Here is a 21521-nt window from a genome sequence, read left to right on the forward strand (position 1 = left end):
AGTTAATGCTCGATAACTGAAACTAAGATAACTGTGATTAACTGAGTTGTCCAGACCACACCGCGGAAAAGAGCAAGGCGATGACTACAGACGTCGACGGCACCGAAGCGATGACCCCGACCAGCGACGGCGCCGGGGCCCCGATCACGCGCCGCGAGCAGATGAAGGCGGACCGCCGCCGCCAACTGCTCGACGCCGCCGCCCGCCTCATCGCCGAACGGGGCTTCCTCGGAGTCCGCCTCGAGGACCTCGGTTCCGCGGCGGGAATCAGCGGTCCCGCCGTGTACCGGCACTTCCCCAACAAGGACGCCGTCCTCGTCGAACTGCTCGTCGGGATCAGCACGCGACTGTTCGAAGGCGGGTCTCTCGTCGCGGCGGAGGCAACGTCCCCGGACGCGGCGCTGGAAGGTCTGGTCGACTTCCACCTCGACTTCGCACTGGGGGAACCCGACCTCATTCGCATCCAGGACCGAGACCTGGAGAGCCTGCCCGCCGACGCGCGCCGGGAGGTCCGGCAGAAGCAGCGGCGTTACGTGGAGATCTGGGTGAAGGTGCTTCTACAGGTGGATCCGGCACTGGACGAGACGGATGCCCGCACCAAGGCGCACGCCACGTTCGGGCTCATCAACTCGACCCCGCACAGCGCCGACCCCACCACCCCGTCGCGCACCCGGAAAGTGCTGCGCGACATGACGTTCTCATGCCTGCGGCCCGTGAGTACTTCTTAACCGCGGGCGGTTACTAAGTACTCACGGGCCGCAAGGCACTCCCGGGTGGTTACACCCTGTTCTTACTCGTCATCGCGGTGTACCCCAGCGACAGCACGGCCGCAGCGGCGATGCTGATGATCCACCGGATCCAGTCGATCCCTCCGGTGTTTCCCTTGCCGAGGAGCCCCTCCCACACCCAGTACCCGATCAGCGCGCCGATGATGCCGAGGACGACGGTGATGACCCACCCCATCGCCTGCTTTCCCGGAATCACGAGACGCGCCAGAACGCCGATGACCGCACCGAAGATGATGGTGCCGATGATGTTGCCGACCATGGCCCTTGTCCTCTCAACACGCAATTCATGGTGCGAGCGGAAGGTCACCGCTCATTTCGAACATAACCACCTGGACAGCTGTTCGACAGGGCTTCGGCAAATCGTTGCCAAAAGGTTCACGCGGTGGACCACCGTGAATCCCCCCGGTTCAGCGGATGCCCTGCCGCCGCAGCGCGACGGACACGGCTGCGGCCCGGGTGTCGACGCCGAGCTTCGAGTAGATGTGGGCGAGGTGTGTCTTGACCGTCGCCTCGCTGATGAACAGGGCCTTGCCGAGTTCCTTGTTGGTCATCCCCTTGGCCAGCAGGGTCAGCAATTCGGCCTCCCGCGGCGTGAGAGCCTCCTCGGGGCGCTGCATCTGCTGCAGCAGTCGCGACGCGACGGGCGGCGACAGCACACTCTGGCCGGCCGCCGCACCGCGGACGGCAGCGAAGATCTCCTGGGGCGTCGAATCCTTCAGAAGGTATCCGATGGCACCGGCGTCGATGGCGCGGACGACGTCGGCGTCCGTGTCGTACGTCGTGAACACCAGCACCGGCAGGTCCCGGTCGACCTGCCGGATCCGGCGGATGGCCTCCACCCCGTCGATGCCGGACCCGAGGGCCAGATCCATCGTCACGAGCCGCGGACGGTGGGTGATCACGGCGTCGACCGCCTCCTCCCCCGTGCCCGCCTCGGCGATGACCTCGATGTCGGGCTGCGAGTCGAGCAGCGCCCGCAGTCCCGCGCGCACGACCGCGTGATCGTCGACCAGCAACACGGTCACGGTCGTCATGTCGAGGCTCCTCTCGCGCACGGTATCTGCGCGGCCACCACGGTGCCCTCGCCCGGTGCGCTCTCGACGGTGAACGTGCCGCCCAGTTGCTCGACGCGACTGCGCATCGCACGCAGGCCGTACCCGCCGCGGTCCGAGGGAGGTCCGGCGGGTGCGGGGTCGAAACCGGCGCCGTCGTCGTAGATGTCGAGTGCGACGGCGTCCGGAAGATACGTCAGGGTGACACCGACGGTCTCGGCCCGTGCGTGCCGGGTGATGTTGGAGACCGCGCTCTGGGTGATCCGCAGCAGCGCGTGCGCCACCTCCGCCGGTATCGCGATCGGAGTGCCCACGATCCGGAGTTCCGCCCGCGGGTGATGGGAACGGGCGGCGGCGAGCAGTGCCGCGTCGATCGGCTGGGATTCCAGGTTGGGCGGCGCGAGATGGTGCACGAGACTGCGGGTTTCCGCCAGGTTCTCGCGCAGCGTTCCGGTCGCCACACGGACGTCCTCGCGGGCCCGTGCCTCCGCCCGCGGATCGGCCTGCGCCCAGATCTGCTCGGCCGCCTCGAGCCGGAGGAGGCTGCTCGTCAGTCCCTGCGTCACGGTGTCGTGGATCTCGCGAGCCAGTCGTTCGCGTTCGGCGAGGACGCCCGCCTCCCGCTCGGTCTCCGCGAGCCGGGACCGCGTCTCCGCGACCTGACGGAGCAGCCGCACCCGCTCCCGCCCGTCCCGCTCGATCTGGCTGTACGCCATGACGATCAGTGCCCCGGTGCACAGCGGTCCCACCAGCACCGCCCACTCGGTGCGCCCGGAGAACGTGAAGAACGCCAGCGACGTGAGGACGGCGAGAACACCGACGACGGGATATGCGATACGGCTCGGGTAGGCCCTCGTGCACAGGAAGAACATGGGAAACGCGCACCAGGCGAAACTCGGCGCGAGCCAGACGAGTACCGCCCAGGTCGTCAGGACCGGCCACACCCACGGTTCCCACGCACCGTCCCGTCGCGCCACCACCACGGTCGACGTGTACAGCGCGGCGAGCCCAGCGATCAACGCGACCACGACGACGAACTGACCGCTGACACCGTGGTAAGTGAGATATCGCGCCGTCGACGTCGCGAGGAGAACGTAGAAGGAGACGTGGATGGCCGTGCCGAGCGGGCCGCGCAGACTCTCGCCGGCCGACCTGTCCACTCCGTCCACGGGTCCAGTCACGTCTGTGGATCCTACGGACGTGCGGAAGGTCGCGGATCCACCGTTCGGATGATCTGCCGGCGCCGGACGGATGAGTCCGGGAGCACCGTCGGCCCGATGCGGTGACCGGTGCCTGCGAGCCAGGCTGGTCACGTCACCTCGTCACTTCCCCGAAAGGTCCTCCGATGCGCACCTTCCACCGCCTCCCCCGCATTCTGGCGATCATCGTCCCGCTGGCCGCGATCGTCGCGACCGCGGCGTGCGGATCGTCCGCGACGGACGGCGCGACGGCGGCGACCACTCCGGTCGCGACCGCACCCGCCCCGGTCGATGGCGCGGACGGTCTGGTCAGCCAGAACCGTCTCGGTGTCGGGGCCGCGCAGACCGCCGCGCAGGCGGCGCTCGCAAAGTGCCAGGCCGACGGGCTCGGCTTCGTCACCGTGTCGGTGGTCGACCGCAACGGCAACGTGCAGGCCATGCTGCGGGGGGACAACGCCGCGCAGCACACCGTGGAGGCGGCCCGGCAGAAGGCGTACACCGCCGCCGCGTTCGGCGCGAACACCAGCGACCTGAGCGACCGCGCCAAGGGTGACGGCGCGACGGTCGCCGACCTGCCCGGCACGTTGTTCCTCGCGGGCGGCGTGAGTGTGAAATCCGCGAGCGGGTCGATCGCGGGTATCGGCGTCGGCGGCGCCCCCGACGGTATGCGGGATCAGGCCTGCGCGGCGGCCGGTCTCGACGCGATCGCCGGCAACCTGGGTTGAAGAACCGCTGCTGCGGACCGGGTGACAGGGGCGGGTCAGGTGCGCCCGATCAGGTCGAGGGACTGCTCCCGCATCTCGACCTTGCGCACCTTGCCCGTCACGGTCATCGGGAACTCGTCGACGACGTGCACGTACTTCGGAATCTTGTAGTGAGCGAGCTTGCCGGTGCAGAATTCGCGCACCTTCGCCGCGTCCAGGGGTTCGGTGTCCTCCTTCATCCGCACCCACACCATCAGTTCCTCGCCGTACTTCGCGTCCGGGACGCCGATCACCTGGGCGTCGAGGACGTCGGGATGGGTGTACAGGAACTCCTCGATCTCCCGGGGGTAGACGTTCTCGCCGCCGCGGATCACCATGTCCTTGATCCGCCCGGTGATCGCGACGTACCCGTCGGAATCCATCACACCGATGTCGCCGGTGTGCATCCACCGTCCGGCGTCGATCGCTTCCGCGGTCTTCTCCGGATTGTTCCAGTACCCGAGCATCACCGAGTAGCCGCGGGTGCACAGCTCCCCCGGCTCACCCCGCGGAACGGTCAATCCTGTTGCCGGATCGACGATCTTGACCTCGAGGTGCGGGCCGACCCGGCCGACGGTCGACACCTTCTGGTCGATGGTGTCGTCGGACCGCGTCTGCAGCGACACCGGCGACGTCTCGGTCATGCCGTAGCAGATGGAGACCTCGGCCATCCCCATCAGTTCGATGACGTGCTTCATCACCTCGACCGGGCAGGGCGATCCGGCCATGATCCCGGTCCGCAGACTGGACAGGTCGAAGGACTCGAAGTCGTGGTCGGCGAGTTCGGCGATGAACATCGTCGGCACCCCGTACAGCGACGTGCACTTCTCCGCCTCGACGGCCTGCAGCGTCGCCCTCGGGTCGAACGACGGTCCCGGAATCACCATGGTGGCACCGTGACTCGTGCACGCGAGGTTGCCCATGACCATGCCGAAGCAGTGGTAGAACGGCACCGGGATGCAGACGCGGTCGTTCTCGGTGTAGTGGCACAGCTCGCCGACGAAATACCCGTTGTTGAGGATGTTGTGGTGACTGAGCGTCGCGCCCTTCGGGAAACCGGTTGTCCCCGAGGTGTATTGGATGTTGATCGGGTCGTCGGGAGACAGCGCGGCCTGTGCCGCAGGCAGCCGGGCCGGGTCCGCGGCGTGCGCGGCCATGCCGTCCGACGCCAGCCTGCTCCACTCGGCACTCCCGAGCAGCACGACCATCTCGAGGTCGCCGCACTCGGGGCGGACCTCCTCGATCATCGCCGCGTAGTCGGAGGACTTGAACTGCGGGGCCGACACCAGCAGCCGGATACCGGCCTGGTCGAGCACGTACTTCAATTCGTGCGCCCGGTACGCGGGGTTGATGTTGACGAGGATCGCGCCGATCTTCGCGGTCGCGTACTGGATCAACGTCCACTCCGGGCAGTTCGGCGCCCAGATCCCGACCCGGTCGCCCTTCGCGATGCCCTGCTTCAGCAACCCCGCCGCCACGGCGTCGACGTCCCGCTTCAGTTCGGCGTACGTCCACCGCCGCCCCGACGGCCGGTCGACCAGGGCGTCACGATCGGCGTGGGCCGCGACGGTCCGGTCGAAGTTGTCTCCGATGGTGTCGCCGAGCATGGGGGCGTCCCACACGCCGTGGGTGTAACTGGGAAGCGGGGTTGTCATCACTCTTCCTCTCCAGGAGCCCGTTCGGGCGCCTACGGGACGGGCAGACCGGAAGGCCCTTCCGCGGTCGAACTTACTCTTGGTTGTTGTGATCCAGGGCATACTGCACGGCGAGGGGTGCCGGTAACTGTGCGAAGTCCGGACACCCCTCGCCTGCGACGTCAGAGCGCGTCGTCTTTCGTTTCCACCAGGGCCTTGGTGCACAGCAGGCTCACCACGCCGAGGACGGCGAGCAGCACGCCGATCGCGGCGCTGCCGTACGCGGACGCCAGGGGCGCTGCGATCAGCGGCGGTACCGCCCCGCCGAGCACGCCGGCGAGGTTGTAGCCGAGGCCCGCGCCGGTGTACCGGTACCGCGTCTGGAACATCTCCGGGAGCAGCGCGCCGCAGGGACCGTATGCGATTCCGAAGATGGCGAGCGTGACCATCACGCCGATCGTGAACGCGACGGGCGAACCGGTGTCGAGCAGCGGGAACAGCGCGAGCGCCCACACGACGGCCAGCCCGCAGGAGATCATGATGACCCGTCGACGTCCGATCCGGTCCGAGTACAGCGCGGACACGACGATGGTGAATCCGAAGACCACCGCCGACGCGATCCCGACCGTCAGCACGAACGGGCGGCTGAACCCGAGGGTCTTGGTGCCGTAGCTGGTGAGAAACGCCGTGCCCATGTAGAAGAACGCGAACAGGGTGGCCAGTGCACCGGCCGAGAGGAGGATCTCCTTGGTCTGGAATCGCCAGGCGTCCATCAGCGGGAGGGTGCGCGGGGCCGCGTCGGCGCGGTCGGCCTGCTGAGCGGCGCGGAACACCGGCGTCTCCTCGATCGCCAACCGCATGTAGAGACCGATTCCGACGAGGACGGCACTGAACAGGAACGGAATCCGCCACCCGTAGTCGAGGAAGACCTCGTTGGTGTCGCCGAGCAGGCTGCCGGTGACGAGGAACGTGGTGCTGGAGAGGATGAACGCGACCGCGGGCCCGAGTTGTGGGAACATCGCGTACAGGCCGCGCTTGCCCGGCGGTGCATACTCCGCCGTCAGCAGCGTAGCGCCCGCCCACTCGCCGCCGACCGCGAAACCCTGCCCGAAACGCAGCAGCACCAACAGGATCGGGGCCGCGACGCCGATGGTCGCGGCGCCGGGCAGCAGGCCGATGAGGAAGGTCGAGACGCCCATCAGGATGAGCGTGGAGATCAGGGTCTTCTTCCGCCCGATCCGGTCGCCGTAGTGGCCGAACAGCATCGCACCCACCGGCCTGGCGACGAAGGCCACAGCGAACGTCGCGAAGGAGGCGACGGTGCCCGCGGTGGAACCGAGGGCGGGAAAGAACACCGTGGGGAACACCAGGGCTGCGGCGGTGCCGTAGATGAAGAAGTCGTAGAACTCGATGGTCGTGCCGATGCCACTGGCAATGGCCACCTTGCGGACGCTGGTACCGCCCTGTCGCACCGGTGTCGGGGCGTGGGGGGCGCCCGCACCCGAGTTGGAGACTGTGGTCACTCGATTCCTCCGTGGTCCGTGGGCAACGCCCTGGTGGGCGTATCCCGGATGAGAGGAAAAGTAGTGATCCGGCTCACTGCGTCACCACCCCCGAATGGGGGGTGGTGACGCGGCTCACGTCACTCGGTGGCGCCGGACGCGCCGATCAGCTCCCTGCGCAGCTCGGTCCACACGGTGGCGTACGAGTCGATCACCGGTTCCGAGATCCACTTCGTCTCCCCCGCAGCAACTTTCGCGAGAGCGTCGGCGAACAGGTCCTGGTAGCGGGACAACCGGGGCACGAACGCCGACAGGTCGTCGAACACGACCGACGCGCGGCGGTCCAGGTCGGCCAGCTGATCGGCGTCGGCCGTGTCGATCAATCCGACGAACTCCTCGTGGAACGGCACGAAGCTCTCGTACACCTCGGCGATCGAGTCCTCGTCGATGGACACGCGCTCGGCGTCGAGTTGGTCCTCGAGCTCCGCCAGCCCGGCGTCGGTGAGCGCGATCCGGCCGTCGGAGGCTTCCTGCGCCTTGCCCTGGGTCAGCAGCGCGTCGTACGCGGCCTGCGCGGACGCGGCGCTCACACCGAGATGTTCGGCGAGTACCGCCGCGCTGACCTGCTCTTTCAACCGGACCGCCTGCAGCAGGGCCAACTCGTCCACATTGCCAGCGAAGGCCATAGATCTCTCCTCGTCACACCCCGTCCAGGGCGGTTCTCCGCAGGCCCGGTCGGACCTGCCGCCCTTTAGATAACACGACTACAGTTCGAGGATCTCCGAGGGGGCTGCCAGCGCATCCGCGCGGGAAGTGTCCTTCAACTCCACTCCGGACCGGCCCAGTTTCCGGGCGCCGGATACGAGGCCCGCCACGACGCGCGCGGCGAGTTCGTAGCCGAGCCCCTCGGGTGGGTGGATGTTGGACACGCAGTTCCGGTCGGCGTCGGTGCGTCCGGGGCGCGGCAGGTGTGTGAGGTAGACGCCGACGCTGTCGGCCACCGACAGTCCCGGCCGCTCCCCGATCAGCAGGACGAGCGTCTGCACACCCAGCGCCTGCGCGATGTGGTCGCCGAGCGCCACCCGGGCCTGGGTCGCGATCACCGGCGGCGCCAATGAGTACGTTCCCCCGAATTCGTCGACCAGCGCCGACAGCAGGGACACCCCGTGATCGGTGAGCGCGCGAGGCGACAACCCGTCGGCGAGGACGAACCCCACCTCCGCGTTCCCCGCGGGGACACCGGACAGGTCTGCCGGCGTGCGGCCCAGGTCGGGGCGGCGCAGGTATTCGCTGCGATCCGACGCCTGACTCGTGACGACCACCGGTCTGCCCAGGCCCACCGCCTCGACCTGCTCGGCCAGCGCCTGTGCGTCGAGCGGCTGATGGACCGCATCGCGAGCCGCGGCGTGCGCCGACCGGAACTCGAGAACACGCTGCGTGGGCAGCGCGTCCCCGGTGCGGCCGAGTCCGATACGCGCCTGCGTCGTGGCTCGCATTTCCGCCCAGAAGTCTTGTGCGACAGGATCGGTCATCGTGCCCCCGTCAGTGCTCGCAGCGGCGACGCCGCGGCGTCGACCGGCAGCACCCGCCCCGCGTCGTCGACCATGCCGAGGCGGCGCATCCAGTCCTCGAATTCGGGCGCAGGCCTGAGTCCGAGCACCTGGCGCGCGTACAGCGCGTCGTGGAACGACAGGCTCTGATAGCCGAGCATGACGTCGTCCGCACCCGGCACCGCGATGACGAACGCCGCGCCCGCCACCCCGAGCAGGGTGAGCAGCGTGTCCATGTCGTCCTGGTCGGCCTCGGCATGATTGGTGTAGCACACGTCCACACCCATCGGCAGACCCAGCAGTTTCCCGCAGAAGTGATCCTCGAGCCCGGCCCTGATGATCTGCTTGCCGTCGTACAGGTACTCCGGCCCGATGAAACCGACGACCGTGTTGATCAGCAGCGGTTCCAGGTCGCGGGCCACCGCATACGCCCTGGTCTCCAGGGTCTGCTGGTCGACGGGCCTGCCACCCGTGCCGAGGTGCGCGCCGGCGCTCAGGGCCGACCCCTGCCCCGTTTCCAGATACATCACGTTGTCGCCGACGGTGCCGCGTTTCAGCGACCGGCCTGCCGCGTTCGCCTCCCGCAGCAGCGAGATGTCGACGCCGAAACTGGAATTGGCGCCCTGCGTCCCGGCGATGGACTGGAACACCAGATCGACGGGAACACCTTCCTCGATCAGGCCCATCGTGGTGGTCACGTGCGACAGCACACACGACTGCGCCGGAATGTCGAAACGCTGACGGATGTCGTCGAGCAGGTGCAGCAGTTCCGCGGTGGCGTGCGGCGAATCGGTGGCCGGGTTGATGCCGATGACGGCGTCACCACACCCGAGCAGCAGTCCGTCGAGGGTCGCCGCCGCGATACCGCGGGGATCGTCGGTGGGATGGTTGGGCTGCAACCGGGTTCCCAGATGGCCGGGTACGCCGAGCGTCGTCCGGAACCCCGCGGTGACGGTGACCGCCCGTGCGACCGCGATGAGGTCCTGGTTGCGCATGATCTTGCTGACCGCCGCCACCATCTCCGGGGTGAGCCCCGGGGCGACGCGGCGGAACGTCTCGGCCGCGCCGGCCCGCGCCGCGACGTCCAGCAGCCAGTCGCGCAGGCCGCCCACGGTGAGGTGGGAGATCTCGCCGAACGCGACCCGGTCGTGCGAGTCGATGATGAGCCTCGTGACCTCGTCGTCCTCGTAGGGCACGACGAGTTCGTTCAGGAACGTGCCGAGCGGCACATCGGCCAGCGCCCACTGCGCGGCGGCGCGTTCGGCGTCGGACGACGCCGCGCACCCGGCGAGTTCGTCCCCGCTGCGCAGCGGCGTCGCCTTGGCCATCAGGTCGACGAGACCGTCGAACGCGTACCCGGTTCCTGCGACTCCGTGACTGTAGGTGGTCATTCGAGTTCTTCCTCCGCCTTTGCAAGAACAGCAAACTCCTCGTCGGGCGAATTGGCAACGAGGTGATGACGGCTGTACAGGCCGAAGTACGCCATGAAGGCCGCGAACGCTATCAGCGTCCAGAGTGCCGCGACCGGATCGACGAGGAACGTGGCGATCACCGCGGCAGCCGCGATGACCAGCGCGAACGATGTGGTGACGATGCCGCCGGGTGTGCGGTACGGCCGCTTCATCTCCGGCTCGCGCCTGCGGAGGACGATGTGGCTGACCATCATCAGCACGTAGCTGACGGCCGCGCCGAGCACCGCCATGTTCAGCAGCATCGCGCCTTCACCGGTGAGCGAGAGTACGAACCCGATGACACCCGGCACGATGAGTGCGAGCGTGGGCGCCTTCCGCGAGTTGGTGACCGACAGGTTCGTCGGCAGGTAACCGGCGCGGGACAGCGCGAACGTCTGCCGCGAGTAGGCGTACATGATCGAGAAGAAGCTGGCGACGAGTCCGGCCAGGCCGATGTAGTTGACGACCTTCGCCGCGGTTCCGTCACCGAGCGCCTCGACCAGCGGATTCCCGGACGTCGACAGGCTCTCGGCACCCAGTGCCCCCGTCGCGAGGAACAGGACCGATGCCCCCGTGACGATGAGGATGAGCATGCTGATGATGATTCCTCGGGGCACGTTCTTCTCCGGCTCGCGTGCCTCCTCCGCGGCCAGCGGCACGCCTTCGACGGCGAGGAAGAACCAGATGGCGAACGGGACGGCCGCCCAGATGCCGAACGCGCCGAACGGCAGGAAACTCGACGCCCCCGCCGCATCGGTCGCGGCGATGTCGGTGAGGTTGCCCGCGTCGAACAGCCCGATCGCGGAGACCGCGAAGATCACGAGCCCGACGAGTGCGATCGCCGTGATGACGAACATGGCCTTGAGCGCCTCGCCGGCGCCGGTCAGGTGGATTCCGATGAAGATCGCGTAGACCGCCAGGTACACCCACCACCCGTCGGTGATGCCGAACAGGTTCAGCGATTCGACGTAACTGCCGATGAACGTCGCGATGGCGGCGGGCGCGATCGCGTATTCGATGAGAATGGCGGTGCCGGTGGCGAATCCGCCCCACGGCCCGAGCGCCCGCCGGGCGAACGTATAACCGCCGCCCGCGGCGGGCAGGGCGGAGGACATCTCGGCCATCCCCAGCACCATGGCCAGATACATGCCCGCGATGACGACACCGGCGATCAGCAGTCCGCCGAATCCGCCCTCGGCAAGCCCGTTGTTCCATCCGGCGTAGTCACCGGAGATCACGTAGCTGACGCCGAGCCCTGCGAGCAGCACCCAGCCCGCCGAACCCTTTCGGAGCGTGCGTTTTTCCAGATAGCTGTTGTCTTCGGAGTGGAAGTCGGCAGCATCGTGGTGGTTACCGGTTCCGGAATTCTTGGATGGTTCTACGAGTGACATTCCGTCCCCTACGTCGATCCGAATATTGCCTCGCCGACGCCACGCGAGATGCGGTGCCGAACGGCCGAGGCCAATGGTGAATGAGCTGTGTACACGTCGTGTCAGGAGAACGTGACCACGACGTAAAAACCGCGGTCGCAGTGAACTTCGGGCGCTAGGGGCCCGGGCGGCGAGCGGGCACGGGACATGCGTCGACGGCTTCGGCGACCACTTGCGGTTCGGGTGACGGTGCGGGCCTCCAGCCCTGCTCCCACCGCTCGCCCACGATGACGTCCTCCGCGGCGAGGCTGGTGTTCTCCTCCGGGGTGAAGGCACGCGCACGGCTGAGGAAGCGCATGCCTTCCGGGGTTTCGAGGCTGAAGCCCGACCCGCGACCGGGGACCACGTCGAGCACCAGCTGGGTGTGCTTCCACGCCTCGAACTGCGAACCGGAGATCCACACGGGCACGGCGTCGGCGCCCTCGGGCCGGGTGGACGGGGTCTCCCCGACACCGAGACGCAGGTCGAGGACACCGAGCAGCACGTCGCGGTCGCCGACGATGAATTCGCCGTCGGGATAACACATCGGCGCGGACCCGTCGCAGCATCCGCCGGATTGATGCATCATCAGCGCCCCGTGGGTACCGCCGAGGCGGCGGAGAAGCTCCACCGCCCCGGCGGTTGCCTTCAGGCGCTGAGGCGCCCGGGCTGCGTCCATCAGAAGAAGCCCTGAGCCTTCTGGGCGTAGCTGACCAGCAGGTTCTTCGTCTGCTGGTAGTGCTCGAGCATCATCAGGTGGTTCTCGCGGCCGATGCCCGACTGCTTGTAGCCACCGAACGCGGCGTGCGCCGGGTACTGGTGATACGTGTTGGTCCACACACGGCCGGCCTGGATGTCGCGGCCCGCTCGGTAGGCGACGCCACCGTCGCGGGACCACACGCCGGCGCCGAGGCCGTACAGCGTGTCGTTGGCGATCTCGATGGCCTGGTCGTAGTCCTTGAACGACGTGACGGACACGACGGGACCGAAGATCTCCTCCTGGAAGATCCGCATCTTGTTCTGGCCGGTGAAGATGGTCGGCTGCACGTAGTAGCCGCCGGACAGGTCGCCGCCGAGTTCGGCGCGCTCACCACCGGTGATCACCTTGGCGCCTTCGCCCTTGCCGATCTCGATGTACGACAGGATCTTCTCGAGCTGATCGTTGGATGCCTGCGCGCCGATCATCGTGTCGGTGTCGAGCGGGTCGCCCTGGCGGACGGCCTTGGTGCGGATGGCCGCCATCGCGAGGAATTCGTCGAAGATGTCCTCCTGGATCAGCGAACGCGACGGGCAGGTGCACACCTCACCCTGGTTGAGGGCGAACATCGTGAAGCCCTCGAGCGCCTTGTCCTGGTAGTCGTCGTTGGACGACAGGACGTCGGAGAAGAAGATGTTGGGGCTCTTGCCACCCAATTCGAGGGTGACGGGGATCAGGTTCTGCGACGCGTACTGCATGATGAGCCGGCCCGTGGTGGTCTCACCGGTGAACGCGATCTTCCGGATCCGCGGGCTCGAGGCCAGCGGCTTGCCCGCCTCGACACCGAAACCGTTGACGATGTTCACCACACCGGCGGGCAGCAGGTCGCCGATGACGGAGATCAGATGCAGGATCGAAGCCGGGGTCTGCTCGGCGGGCTTGAGAACGACCGCGTTGCCTGCGGCGAGCGCGGGGGCGAGCTTCCACACGGCCATCAGGATCGGGAAGTTCCAGGGGATGATCTGGCCGACGACGCCGAGCGGCTCGTGGAAGTGGTAGGCGACGGTGTCGGAGTCGATCTCCGACAGGGCGCCTTCCTGCGCGCGGATCGCACCGGCGAAGTAGCGGAAGTGGTCGATGGCCAACGGAATGTCGGCGTTCAGGGTTTCGCGGATCGGCTTGCCGTTGTCCCAGGACTCGGCGAGGGCGATGGACTCGAGGTTCTCCTCGATGCGGTCCGCGATCTTGTTCAGGATGATGGCGCGCTCGGCTACCGACGTCTTGCCCCAGGCCGGAGCCGCGGCGTGTGCGGCGTCGAGTGCAAGCTCGATGTCCTCGGACGTCGACCGCGCGACCTCGCAGAACGGCTGCCCGGTGACGGGGGTCGGATTCTCGAAGTACTGGCCCTTGACGGGCGCAACCCACTGGCCGCCGATCCAGTTGTCGTAACGCGATTGGAAGGACATGACGGCGTCGGGCGAACCCGGGCGGGCATACACGGTCATCGATAACTCCCTGGTGTCGTGAAACTCGATGGAACTTTCTCGGTGTGACTCACAACACTAGGGACCGTACCGTTGCAACTACGTTGCGTACTGCTGATCGAACAGATCGATCCTCGACTTGACCTGCGAATACAACGGGGAACGCGGATCGAGGCCCGCGAGGTACGCCTCCCATGCGGCGACGTCCTCGCGGCCGTGGACGGACGTGGTCCACTTCGCGAGCAACCGTTGATCGCCCTCCCGCAGCAGCGCCGCCTGGACGCGGGCCCGCAGTTCGCCGCGCAGGTCCTCGACCCCGGGAGCCTCCGACCCGGGCAGGACCGGACCCGAGTAGACGTCGAGGGCGGCGGACAGCTCACCGCGGTCCAAAGCTCCGCGCACCTGCCGGACGTCGGACGTCAATTCGGTGAGCAGCCGGTACGGCCGCGAACCGAGGTTCGCCGGACCGAAAACCTTGCGCAGGCGTGACATCTCGGCACGAATGGTGACGGCGTCGAGTTCGTTCTCGTCGAGCAGCACCGCGAGCCGGTCGGAGCTCAGGCCCTCGGGGTGTTCTGCGAGGAGCAGCAGGATTTCGGCGTGCCGCTGCGACAGCGGGATGCGGTCGGCGCCGCGCACCAGAGTCGGTCGTCCCGACCCCAGCACCTCCAGCCGCAGCACCGTCTCGACCAGCGGCTGCGGTGAGCGCAGCAGGTGCAGGCGCAATTCCGCCTCGGCGGCCGCGACGGTGGCCCGGATCAGCGACAGCACCTCGGGTACCGCCACCCGCGGCCCGCCGGTGATGTCGATGGCGCCGACGATCAGCCCTGTCGCCGGGTCGTGGACGGGCGCCGCCGAACAACTCCAGTCGTGCACCGACCTGCTGAAGTGCTCGGCTCCGAAGATCTGCACGCAGTGGTCGAGCGCCAGCGCGGTGCCCGGTGCGTTGGTGCCGACTGTGTCCTCACTCCAGTCGGCACCCTCGACGAAGTTCATCTCCAGTGCGCGGTCCTTGGCGGACGAATCGCCCTCGACCCACAGCAACTGGCCCTTCTCGTCCGTGATGGCGACGAGCAGACCGGTGTCGGCGGCGTCCTCGACGAGGAGTTTGCGCACCACCGGCCGGATGATCGACATCGGGTGCGACGCCCGGTACGCGGCGAGGTCCGCGGCCGCCAGATCGACCGCGCGGGCGGACCCGTCCGGGCTGACGCCCTTGCTCGTGCTGCGCATCCACGAATCGAGGATGACCGACCGCACCGAATTTCCGTCACCTGCCTGGTCACGGCCTGCGGGGGCGCGACGATCGACGAACAACTGATGCGCCGACGACACCCTGCGCGCCAGCATCGCGACGTCGTCTCCCGGGCGCACGGCGACCCACGGATTGCCCCCTGTGGGCGGTTGACTTTGCATCGAACTCCTCCACGGCGTCTCTGCCTACTGTAACCCGGGTCACACGGGGCCGGGTTCCGCCCTCCGTCACTCCCCGAGGAAGGTACTGACCCGCTCGGCGACCATGACCGCGGTGGCGTGCGGCCCCCGGCTCGGGACCACCGGGAACACCGAGGTGTCCGCGATGGTCAGACCCTCCATGCCGCGGACGTTGCACCGATCGTCCACGACCGCGCCCGCGTCTGCGCGTCCGCCCATCCGGCAACTGCCGCACAGATGCAGCGACGTCCCCAGGTGCGCGAGCACGGAGCGGTCGGACACCTCCTCGGACAGCGGCCGGACCAAGGGGCCGAGTTCCGGCGAGCGCAGCAGGTCCAGTGCGACGGCCAGCCCCTCACGCAGCGCCCGGCGGTCGGCCGCCGATTGCGCGTAGCGGTACTGGATCCGGGGACGGTCCCGGCGGTGCCCCGACGTGAGCCGGATGTCGCCCCGGCTCTCCGTCACCATGAGCCCGATCCCGAGGACCGGGTCGGGTTGCCCGGATCCGGGGACGAGCACGTCGAACGGCGCCGTGTACGGACGGATCTCGAGGTCGCCGACGTTCAGCACCGTTTCGACGACCGGACTCGTGCCACTGCGGCGGAGCGTGTTCCGGATACGGTACGGTAGCGCGACTTCGGGGTGATCGCTGAAGTCGCTGCCCACACCGGGCGCATCGAGGACGACATCGATGTCGTTGTCCCTCAGATGTTCTGCCGGACCGATTCCCGAAAGCATCAGCAGCACCGGGGTTTCGACGGGTCCCGCCGCCAGTACGACCCGGCCGGCGCGGACCGTGCGACGGATGCCGGCCGACTCGACCTCGACGCCCACCGTCTCGTGACCGGAGAACAGGATTCGCACGACAGCGGAGTTCGCCTCGACCGTCAGATTGGGCCGCTCCACTGCCGGCAGCAGATACGCGAGGGCGGTGCTGACCCGGCGGCCACCGTCGACGTTGAGCGGCACCGGGCCGATCCCGCCGTCGCCGGCTCCGTTCTTGTCGGGTTCCTCGGGATGTCCCGCGCCGAGCGCCGCGGCGCGGAACGCCGCGCTGATCTCGCTCAGCTGCTCCGCGGGCTGCCTGCGCACGGGCATCGGGCCGGTGGTGCCGTGCCGGGGGTCGTCGAAGTCGGCGTCGCGCTCGAGCGTCCGGAACGTGGGCAGCACGTTCTCGTACGACCACGACACGGGCCAGTTCCGGAAATCCGCTTCCGTCCCGCGGACGAAGTAGGCGCCGTTGACGGCGCCCGACCCGCCGAGGACGTGACCGCGCACCATGGCCGAGGGCACGCTCGGCGCCAACTCCACGCCGTACGCCTGCGCGAATGCGCTGCCCGGACCGACGGGCAGCGTTCGGTAGTCGAGGACGGGACAGTCGAGCGCCGACCGGTAACCGGGTCCGGACTCGAGGAGGAGGACCGATCGTTCAGGATCCTCGCTGAGCCGCGCGGCCACCACGCATCCACTCGAACCGCCGCCGACGACCACGACGTCGGCGGCGCGAATCGGATCGGCCACTACGACTTCAACCGGGGCTTCAATGCGTCGAAGTCGCGGGCGGCGACAGCGCCCTTCCAGAGCCCGGCACCGTACGCGACGTCGTCGAGCCGCTTGAACACCGTGTGCCGCACCGGTCCCAGCCCGCCGGGCTCCCGGTGGGTGACCCAGTCGGCGACCCCCTCGGCGACGGCGATCGCGAGCGCGATCCGGCGAATCCGTTTCGAGAACAACACCGCCAGCAGCGTGACGGGCCAGTAGTGGCGGCACATCGCGGACGCCAGCTGCCAGGCACCACCAGCGAAGCCCTGGGCGGCGAGGATGGCGGCGATGCGGGTCGGCTGGTCGAGTCCCGTGAACATGCGGCGCAGGCGCACCAGCATCATCGCGAGCGTGGCGACGGCGCCGAGCAGACCCAGCCGGGTGCAGGTGGCCGCGGCGAGGCACGCGAAGAACGTCCACGGCGACATCGACAGCGGTGGGACCATGCCCGAATGCCTCGCCGCCAGCGGCGCCGCACCGGTGCCGTAGAACAGCTTGCGGCCGAACCACTTTCCGAACGCCACGCGATGGTCGTGCGCGACGTGGGCCACGGGCTCGTACCGCAGTCGCCAGCCCGACTCCTGGAGTCGCCAGCACAGGTCGACGTCCTCCGCCACATGCATGGACTCGTCGAAGCCGCCGAACTCGTCGAGCACCTCACGACGGGCGATCATCGCGGCGCTCGGGACGTACGACACCGGGCCGCCGGACTGGACCGCGGACTCCTTCCGTCCGAGGTCGAGGGAGGAGCGGGCGTGCTCGTACCGGGCGAGCGTGCTCGCCTCGGATTCGAGCGCCACGATCCGCGGGGCGACCAGCGCGACCGCCGGGTCGCTGAAGTGGCCGAGCATGACCTCGATCCACCCGGTGCGCGGCAGGACGTCGGAGTCGAGGAACGCCACGAACGGAGTTGCGGCGTAACGCAGACCGGTGTTGCGGGCCGCGGCGGGCCCCTCGGCCGTCTCGTGGCGCAGCACGGTGACGTTGCCACCGCACCCGTTCTGCAGCGCGGGGGCGACGATCGGGACGTCGGAACCGTCGTCGACGACGACGACCTCGAGTCCGCGGAGCGCGGCCAGCACCCGGTGCAGGCCGGACGCGTTGTTCTTCACCGGAATGACGACGGTGACGTCCCGCGGGGACGGCGTGCTCATGGGGCGCGGGTTGGCGACCCCCGAGTCGAGGAGGCGGCGTGCGACGACGGCGGACTGCGGATCGACGACCTCGAGGTAGCCGTCTCCGATCATGGCCGCCGCGGTGGGCGCCAGCTTCAGCATCCGGGTCGGCGAACCGCCGATGAGCACTCGACCTCCGGAATATGCGCGTACCTTGGGGTCGATTCGGATCCCGAATCCGTCGGGAAGTCGAGCTTGGCGCATCAGTCGATCGTATGCGGATCGGACAGCGCCGGCAGGGCATGCCGGAAATCAGCCGCAAGGATGTGCCGAAAATCCGCCCTCGGCAACTCGAGGGCGCCCGTGCGGGTCATTGGAGCCTCCCATCGGCGCCCGGTTCGCACCGGAGCCGTCCGTCGGGGCCCGGTTCCCACCGGGCCAGTGCCTTGGTGACTGTGTGGACGAGCACGCCGAAGATCTGCGCCCCCTCCGCGGCCGTTGCGCCCGTCGGGTCACCGAGCACCCCATTGGCCGACACGGCGACCATACCGCCTTCACGCAGTCTTGGCATCAACCTCGCGACAGGTTCCGTATTACCGGGCTCGGCCCTGGACAACCGCACCCGACCAGGCGAAAGGTGTAGCAACAAGGAGGTTTCCGTACGCCCGGCATGCGCGTCGGCTCCGGGGACCGCGCACGGCACCCAGGCCACGTCCCGGGCCTCGTAACGAAGCAAGGCGACAGCCTTGACCAATGCGGGTCCGTTTCCTCCGTGCCCGTTGACGAACAGCACGCGGTCCGCCCACCGGCATGCGGACCTGCCGTATTCGACCAGGACGGCCTCGAGCGCCTCCGACCCCAGCGAGACGGTCCCGGGAAACCCCTCGTGCTCGCCACTGGCGCCGTACGCGATCGGGGGTGCGACGAGCACGTGCGGCAGCGCGCGGGACACGGCGTCGGCGATGGTGGTGTCGGTGTCGAGCGGCAGATGCGGTCCGTGCTGCTCGAGGGAGCCGACTGGGACGACGACCGTCGACACGTGGGACACGAGGTCGGGCCACACCGCGTCGTCGAGGTGTCCGGAATGGGGCATCCCCCGATGCTAGGCGACCGCGGATTCGACCCGGGCCGTGACCGCCTGCGTCAGAGCGCGAGCGCGACCCGCTCCCCCTCGATGACGGCGGAGTGCGCGCGGCGCGGAGCCAGGGCGTCCCCGACGCGATGCACCTCGATACCACTGTCGGCCAGCTGTTTCCAGAGCCCGTCCTCCGGTTTCTGATGTGCGGACGACACCACCCAGTCGACGGTGAGTCGACGCGACGCACCGGTCGGGTGGTGCAGGAGCGTGACCACGAGCCTGCCCTCGCCGGCGTCGTCGCACCCGGTCGGCACCACATCCGAGACCTGGGTGATGCCCTTGCCGTGCGCCCGCCGGTTCCATCCCTCGAGGTCCAGTGTGATCCCGAGATCCTGGCCGACGATCATCCCCGGCGTGCAGATCGTGACGGCACACCCGGCGTCGGCGACGAACTCCGCGACGGACGTGCCCTGATGGAATCCCAGTTCGTCGACAACCAGCACCGACCCGGACGGGTGCGCGCGACCCTCCAGCACGTCCCGCACATCCACCACCCGGTCCGACGCACCCGCCCAGCGCGGACGGCGCGGACGTGCCCCGGTCGCGAGCACCACCACGTCAGGTCGTCCCTGCGCGAGCGCCTCGGCGGTCGCGTCGGTGCCGGTCCGCACATCCACGCCGCGCCGAACGCATTCCGCTTCCAGGTCGACGACGAGATCGAGGAACTCGCGGCGTCCCGGGACGACGGCGGCCGTCCGGACCTGACCGCCGAGGACGGCGGCGCGTTCGAACAGCGTCACCTGGTGCCCCCGCTGCGCGGCGGTGGCGGCGGCCTTCAGCCCGGCAGGTCCGCCGCCGACCACCACGACCCGCCTGCCGCGGATCGTGGGTTCGGGCAGCAGGACCGATTCCCTGCCCGCACGCGGGTTGACGACGCAGCCGAGCCACCGGCCGAGACCCATGCGTCCGATGCATTCCTGATTGCACGCCAGGCACGATCGGATGGTGTCCTCTTCGCCGGCCAGTGCCTTCGCCGCGAAGTCCGGGTCCGCGATCTGGCCGCGCACCACCCCGATCAGGTCGCAATGCCCCTCGTCGAGAGCCCGGTCGGCCTGATGCGGATCCGAGAACCGTCCGACACCGACCACCGGAAGTCCGACTCGCTGCCGGATCGCATCGGGGACGAACAGCGCATACCCGCGGGGGACGGCCATGGACGCCTCGATCATGTGCAGCGTCTCGGTGGCCATCCCGATGGACGTGTTGAGGTAGTCGACCCGGCCGTCCGCCTCCAGCAGAGCGGCCACCTCCACCGCCTCGTCGAGGTGCACCCCGCCGTCGAACAGGTCCTCCCCCGCGAGCCTCACCCCGAGCGCGCGGTCCGGGCCGATCGCCGCGCGCACCGCCTCGACGACCTCGAGGAGGAAGCGCGCACGGTTGGCCAGCGACCCGCCGTAGCGGTCCCTGCGCTGATTCGTGGCGGGGGCGAGGAAACTGCGCACCAGCGACGAGTGCGAGCACTGCAGTTCGATGCCGTCGAATCCGCCTCGGACACAGTGCTCCGCCACGCGCGCGTACCCGTCGACGAGGGCCCGGATCTCCCGGTGATCGACCGCCTTCGGGACTTCGCGGAACAGTGGGTCCGGGACGGCACTCGGCGCCCACAGTGGCCGCCGCGAATACATGCTCGACCCCTGGCCGCCGTTGTGGTTGACCTGCGCGAGGATCGGGACTCCGTGTGCGTGGACCGCGTCGGTGATCCGCCGGTATCCCGGGACGACCTCCGGCCGGTAACCGGCGATCACCTTCTCGTACGGCCAGTCACCCGGGTGGATGGCGTGCTCTTCGGAGATGATCAGGCCCGCACCGCCCTTCGCGCGCGCCGCATAGTAGGCGGCGTGCTGAGCGGTGGGCAGACCGTCGACGGCGTACCCCGTGAGATGCGCCGAGAAGACCACCCGATTGCGCAGAGTCAGCGGTCCCAGGCGCAACGGGGTGAACAGGTGGCGGTACGCGGAGGTGCTCACACCTTGGTGTTGCCCATGTCGACGGCGACCTGGCTGCCCGTGACCCGCCGCGACCCGTCACCGGCCAGCCACACCACCGCGTCGGTGATGTCGTCGGTCTCGGCCAGCGGGTGCTCGGTGAGGATGGTGCCGAAGCTCGACAAGTAGTGCGGGTGCTTCTCGAGAATCACGAGGCTGCCCGGGTCGGTGCCCATCGGGGTCTTCACCCCGTACGGGTGAATGGAGTTGACCCGGATGTCGTACTCGCCCAGTTCCTTGGCCGCGGTCTGGGTGAGTCCCACGAGCCCGAACTTGGAGGCGGCGTAATTGGCCTGCCCCGGGAGCGGTTTGATCCCGGCGACGGAACTGATCACGATGATCGACCCGCCGCGGCCACCCTCGATCAGCGCCGGGACCGCTGCCTTCAGTGTCTTCCACGCGCCGGTGAGATTTACGTCGATCAGCGTCTCCCATTGCTCGTCGGGCATCTCCCAGAAGCGATTCCAATTGCAGATCCCGGCGTTCGCGATCACGATGTCGAGACGGCCGAACTGTTCGACTCCCCGGTCCACGACCGCCTTCAGTTGCGCGCTGTCCCGCACGTCCGCCTGCTCGGCGAGAATCTTGCCGCCCTCGGATTCCACGAGCCGCACCGTCTCGGCGAGGTCGTCCGCCGTCGCCGGCTCATAGGTGTTGAACTCCGACACCGGTCCGCAGATGTCGACACCGATGATCGCCGCACCTTCGCGCGCCAACCGCACCGCATGCGTCCGCCCCTGCCCACGGGCAGCCCCGGTGATGAACGCGACCTTGTCGTCGAACTGTCCCATGAAATGT

The 21521-nt window shown here is 68.6% G+C and carries 19 protein-coding genes; 2 read left to right on the forward strand and 17 right to left on the reverse strand.

The window, feature by feature from the left end; translation table 11 throughout:
- The first annotated feature begins 110 nt into the window (after window positions 1-110).
- A complete protein-coding gene (locus tag CA951_RS20125; protein WP_373414049.1) occupies window positions 111-728 on the forward strand; it encodes a TetR/AcrR family transcriptional regulator in 618 nt (205 codons plus the stop codon).
- A 49-nt stretch (window positions 729-777) separates the two neighbouring features.
- Here CA951_RS20125 and CA951_RS20130 read toward each other — a convergent pair whose 3' ends face one another.
- The 3 genes from CA951_RS20130 to CA951_RS20140 all read right to left on the reverse strand — a co-directional run bounded on the left by CA951_RS20130 (window position 778) and on the right by CA951_RS20140 (window position 3021).
- Window positions 778-1047, reverse strand: a complete 270-nt coding sequence (locus CA951_RS20130; protein WP_072945630.1) for a GlsB/YeaQ/YmgE family stress response membrane protein — start codon at window positions 1045-1047, stop codon at window positions 778-780.
- Window positions 1048-1195: 148 nt separating this feature from the next.
- Window positions 1196-1822: a response regulator transcription factor gene (locus CA951_RS20135; RefSeq protein ID WP_087558496.1), complete on the reverse strand. Its 627-nt coding sequence runs from the start codon at window positions 1820-1822 to the stop codon at window positions 1196-1198.
- Window positions 1819-3021 (reverse strand): sensor histidine kinase, encoded by a 1203-nt coding sequence (locus CA951_RS20140; RefSeq protein WP_087558558.1) that lies wholly within the window; start codon window positions 3019-3021, stop codon window positions 1819-1821. Before CA951_RS20140 ends, CA951_RS20135 begins: the two co-directional genes overlap by 4 nt.
- 164 nt (window positions 3022-3185) lie before the next feature.
- On the opposite strand from CA951_RS20140, the gene CA951_RS20145 reads away from it, so the two are divergent.
- Window positions 3186-3764: a heme-binding protein gene (locus CA951_RS20145; protein ID WP_087558497.1), complete on the forward strand. Its 579-nt coding sequence runs from the start codon at window positions 3186-3188 to the stop codon at window positions 3762-3764.
- Between the two features lie 35 nt (window positions 3765-3799).
- Here CA951_RS20145 and CA951_RS20150 read toward each other — a convergent pair whose 3' ends face one another.
- From CA951_RS20150 to CA951_RS20215, 14 genes are all read right to left on the reverse strand, one after another.
- Entirely contained in the window at window positions 3800-5437 is a 1638-nt protein-coding gene (locus tag CA951_RS20150) for an AMP-binding protein (protein ID WP_087558498.1), read from the reverse strand.
- Window positions 5438-5598: 161 nt separating this feature from the next.
- Complete coding sequence (locus CA951_RS20155) at window positions 5599-6939, reverse strand: MFS transporter (RefSeq protein WP_373414029.1); 1341 nt, start codon at window positions 6937-6939, stop codon at window positions 5599-5601.
- A 119-nt stretch (window positions 6940-7058) separates the two neighbouring features.
- Window positions 7059-7604, reverse strand: a complete 546-nt coding sequence (locus CA951_RS20160) for a hypothetical protein (protein WP_087558499.1) — start codon at window positions 7602-7604, stop codon at window positions 7059-7061.
- 78 nt (window positions 7605-7682) lie between these two features.
- On the reverse strand, window positions 7683-8450 hold the full coding sequence (gene eutC, locus CA951_RS20165) for an ethanolamine ammonia-lyase subunit EutC (protein WP_087558500.1): 768 nt from the start codon (window positions 8448-8450) through the stop codon (window positions 7683-7685).
- Window positions 8447-9859: an ethanolamine ammonia-lyase subunit EutB gene (locus CA951_RS20170; RefSeq protein ID WP_087558501.1), complete on the reverse strand. Its 1413-nt coding sequence runs from the start codon at window positions 9857-9859 to the stop codon at window positions 8447-8449. Before CA951_RS20170 ends, eutC begins: the two co-directional genes overlap by 4 nt.
- Window positions 9856-11310: an ethanolamine permease gene (eat, locus tag CA951_RS20175; RefSeq protein ID WP_087558502.1), complete on the reverse strand. Its 1455-nt coding sequence runs from the start codon at window positions 11308-11310 to the stop codon at window positions 9856-9858. The genes CA951_RS20170 and eat overlap by 4 nt, the downstream gene beginning before the upstream one ends.
- Before the next feature lie 154 nt (window positions 11311-11464).
- Window positions 11465-12007 (reverse strand): DUF779 domain-containing protein, encoded by a 543-nt coding sequence (locus tag CA951_RS20180; RefSeq protein WP_087558503.1) that lies wholly within the window; start codon window positions 12005-12007, stop codon window positions 11465-11467.
- The gene (adh, locus tag CA951_RS20185; RefSeq protein WP_015889872.1) at window positions 12007-13530 is read right to left on the reverse strand and encodes an aldehyde dehydrogenase; all 1524 of its coding nucleotides are present in this window, start codon (window positions 13528-13530) and stop codon (window positions 12007-12009) included. Before adh ends, CA951_RS20180 begins: the two co-directional genes overlap by 1 nt.
- A gap of 78 nt (window positions 13531-13608) precedes the next feature.
- The gene (locus CA951_RS20190; protein WP_087558504.1) at window positions 13609-14925 is read right to left on the reverse strand and encodes a helix-turn-helix domain-containing protein; all 1317 of its coding nucleotides are present in this window, start codon (window positions 14923-14925) and stop codon (window positions 13609-13611) included.
- Between the two features lie 66 nt (window positions 14926-14991).
- Window positions 14992-16464 (reverse strand): mycofactocin system GMC family oxidoreductase MftG, encoded by a 1473-nt coding sequence (mftG, locus tag CA951_RS20195; RefSeq protein WP_087558505.1) that lies wholly within the window; start codon window positions 16462-16464, stop codon window positions 14992-14994.
- Window positions 16464-17864: a mycofactocin biosynthesis glycosyltransferase MftF gene (mftF, locus tag CA951_RS20200; RefSeq protein ID WP_087558506.1), complete on the reverse strand. Its 1401-nt coding sequence runs from the start codon at window positions 17862-17864 to the stop codon at window positions 16464-16466. The genes mftG and mftF overlap by 1 nt, the downstream gene beginning before the upstream one ends.
- Window positions 17865-17970: 106 nt before the next feature.
- Window positions 17971-18693 (reverse strand): mycofactocin biosynthesis peptidyl-dipeptidase MftE, encoded by a 723-nt coding sequence (mftE, locus tag CA951_RS20205; RefSeq protein WP_087558507.1) that lies wholly within the window; start codon window positions 18691-18693, stop codon window positions 17971-17973.
- A gap of 50 nt (window positions 18694-18743) precedes the next feature.
- Window positions 18744-20705: a mycofactocin system FadH/OYE family oxidoreductase 2 gene (locus CA951_RS20210; protein ID WP_087558508.1), complete on the reverse strand. Its 1962-nt coding sequence runs from the start codon at window positions 20703-20705 to the stop codon at window positions 18744-18746.
- Window positions 20702-21514: a mycofactocin-coupled SDR family oxidoreductase gene (locus tag CA951_RS20215; protein ID WP_087558509.1), complete on the reverse strand. Its 813-nt coding sequence runs from the start codon at window positions 21512-21514 to the stop codon at window positions 20702-20704. Before CA951_RS20215 ends, CA951_RS20210 begins: the two co-directional genes overlap by 4 nt.
- Window positions 21515-21521 lie beyond the last annotated feature (7 nt).

The sequence above is a fragment of the Rhodococcus sp. NCIMB 12038 genome (assembly GCF_002165735.1).
Lineage (GTDB): Bacteria > Actinomycetota > Actinomycetes > Mycobacteriales > Mycobacteriaceae > Rhodococcus_F.

Bases quoted from the DNA above. Each gene is read 5' to 3' on its own strand.
- mftE (WP_087558507.1), bottom strand. From the start codon at position 18,693: ATGCCCCATTCCGGACACCTCGACGACGCGGTGTGGCCCGACCTCGTG.
- mftF (WP_087558506.1), bottom strand. From the start codon at position 17,864: ATGCGCCAAGCTCGACTTCCCGACGGATTCGGGATCCGAATCGACCCC.
- eat (WP_087558502.1), bottom strand. From the start codon at position 11,310: ATGTCACTCGTAGAACCATCCAAGAATTCCGGAACCGGTAACCACCAC.
- CA951_RS20190 (WP_087558504.1), bottom strand. From the start codon at position 14,925: ATGCAAAGTCAACCGCCCACAGGGGGCAATCCGTGGGTCGCCGTGCGC.
- CA951_RS20135 (WP_087558496.1), bottom strand. From the start codon at position 1,822: ATGACGACCGTGACCGTGTTGCTGGTCGACGATCACGCGGTCGTGCGC.
- CA951_RS20145 (WP_087558497.1), top strand. From the start codon at position 3,186: ATGCGCACCTTCCACCGCCTCCCCCGCATTCTGGCGATCATCGTCCCG.
- adh (WP_015889872.1), bottom strand. From the start codon at position 13,530: ATGACCGTGTATGCCCGCCCGGGTTCGCCCGACGCCGTCATGTCCTTC.
- CA951_RS20215 (WP_087558509.1), bottom strand. From the start codon at position 21,514: ATGGGACAGTTCGACGACAAGGTCGCGTTCATCACCGGGGCTGCCCGT.
- CA951_RS20180 (WP_087558503.1), bottom strand. From the start codon at position 12,007: ATGGACGCAGCCCGGGCGCCTCAGCGCCTGAAGGCAACCGCCGGGGCG.
- CA951_RS20125 (WP_373414049.1), top strand. From the start codon at position 111: ATGACCCCGACCAGCGACGGCGCCGGGGCCCCGATCACGCGCCGCGAG.
- CA951_RS20130 (WP_072945630.1), bottom strand. From the start codon at position 1,047: ATGGTCGGCAACATCATCGGCACCATCATCTTCGGTGCGGTCATCGGC.
- CA951_RS20170 (WP_087558501.1), bottom strand. From the start codon at position 9,859: ATGACCACCTACAGTCACGGAGTCGCAGGAACCGGGTACGCGTTCGAC.
- eutC (WP_087558500.1), bottom strand. From the start codon at position 8,450: ATGACCGATCCTGTCGCACAAGACTTCTGGGCGGAAATGCGAGCCACG.
- CA951_RS20150 (WP_087558498.1), bottom strand. From the start codon at position 5,437: ATGACAACCCCGCTTCCCAGTTACACCCACGGCGTGTGGGACGCCCCC.
- CA951_RS20160 (WP_087558499.1), bottom strand. From the start codon at position 7,604: ATGGCCTTCGCTGGCAATGTGGACGAGTTGGCCCTGCTGCAGGCGGTC.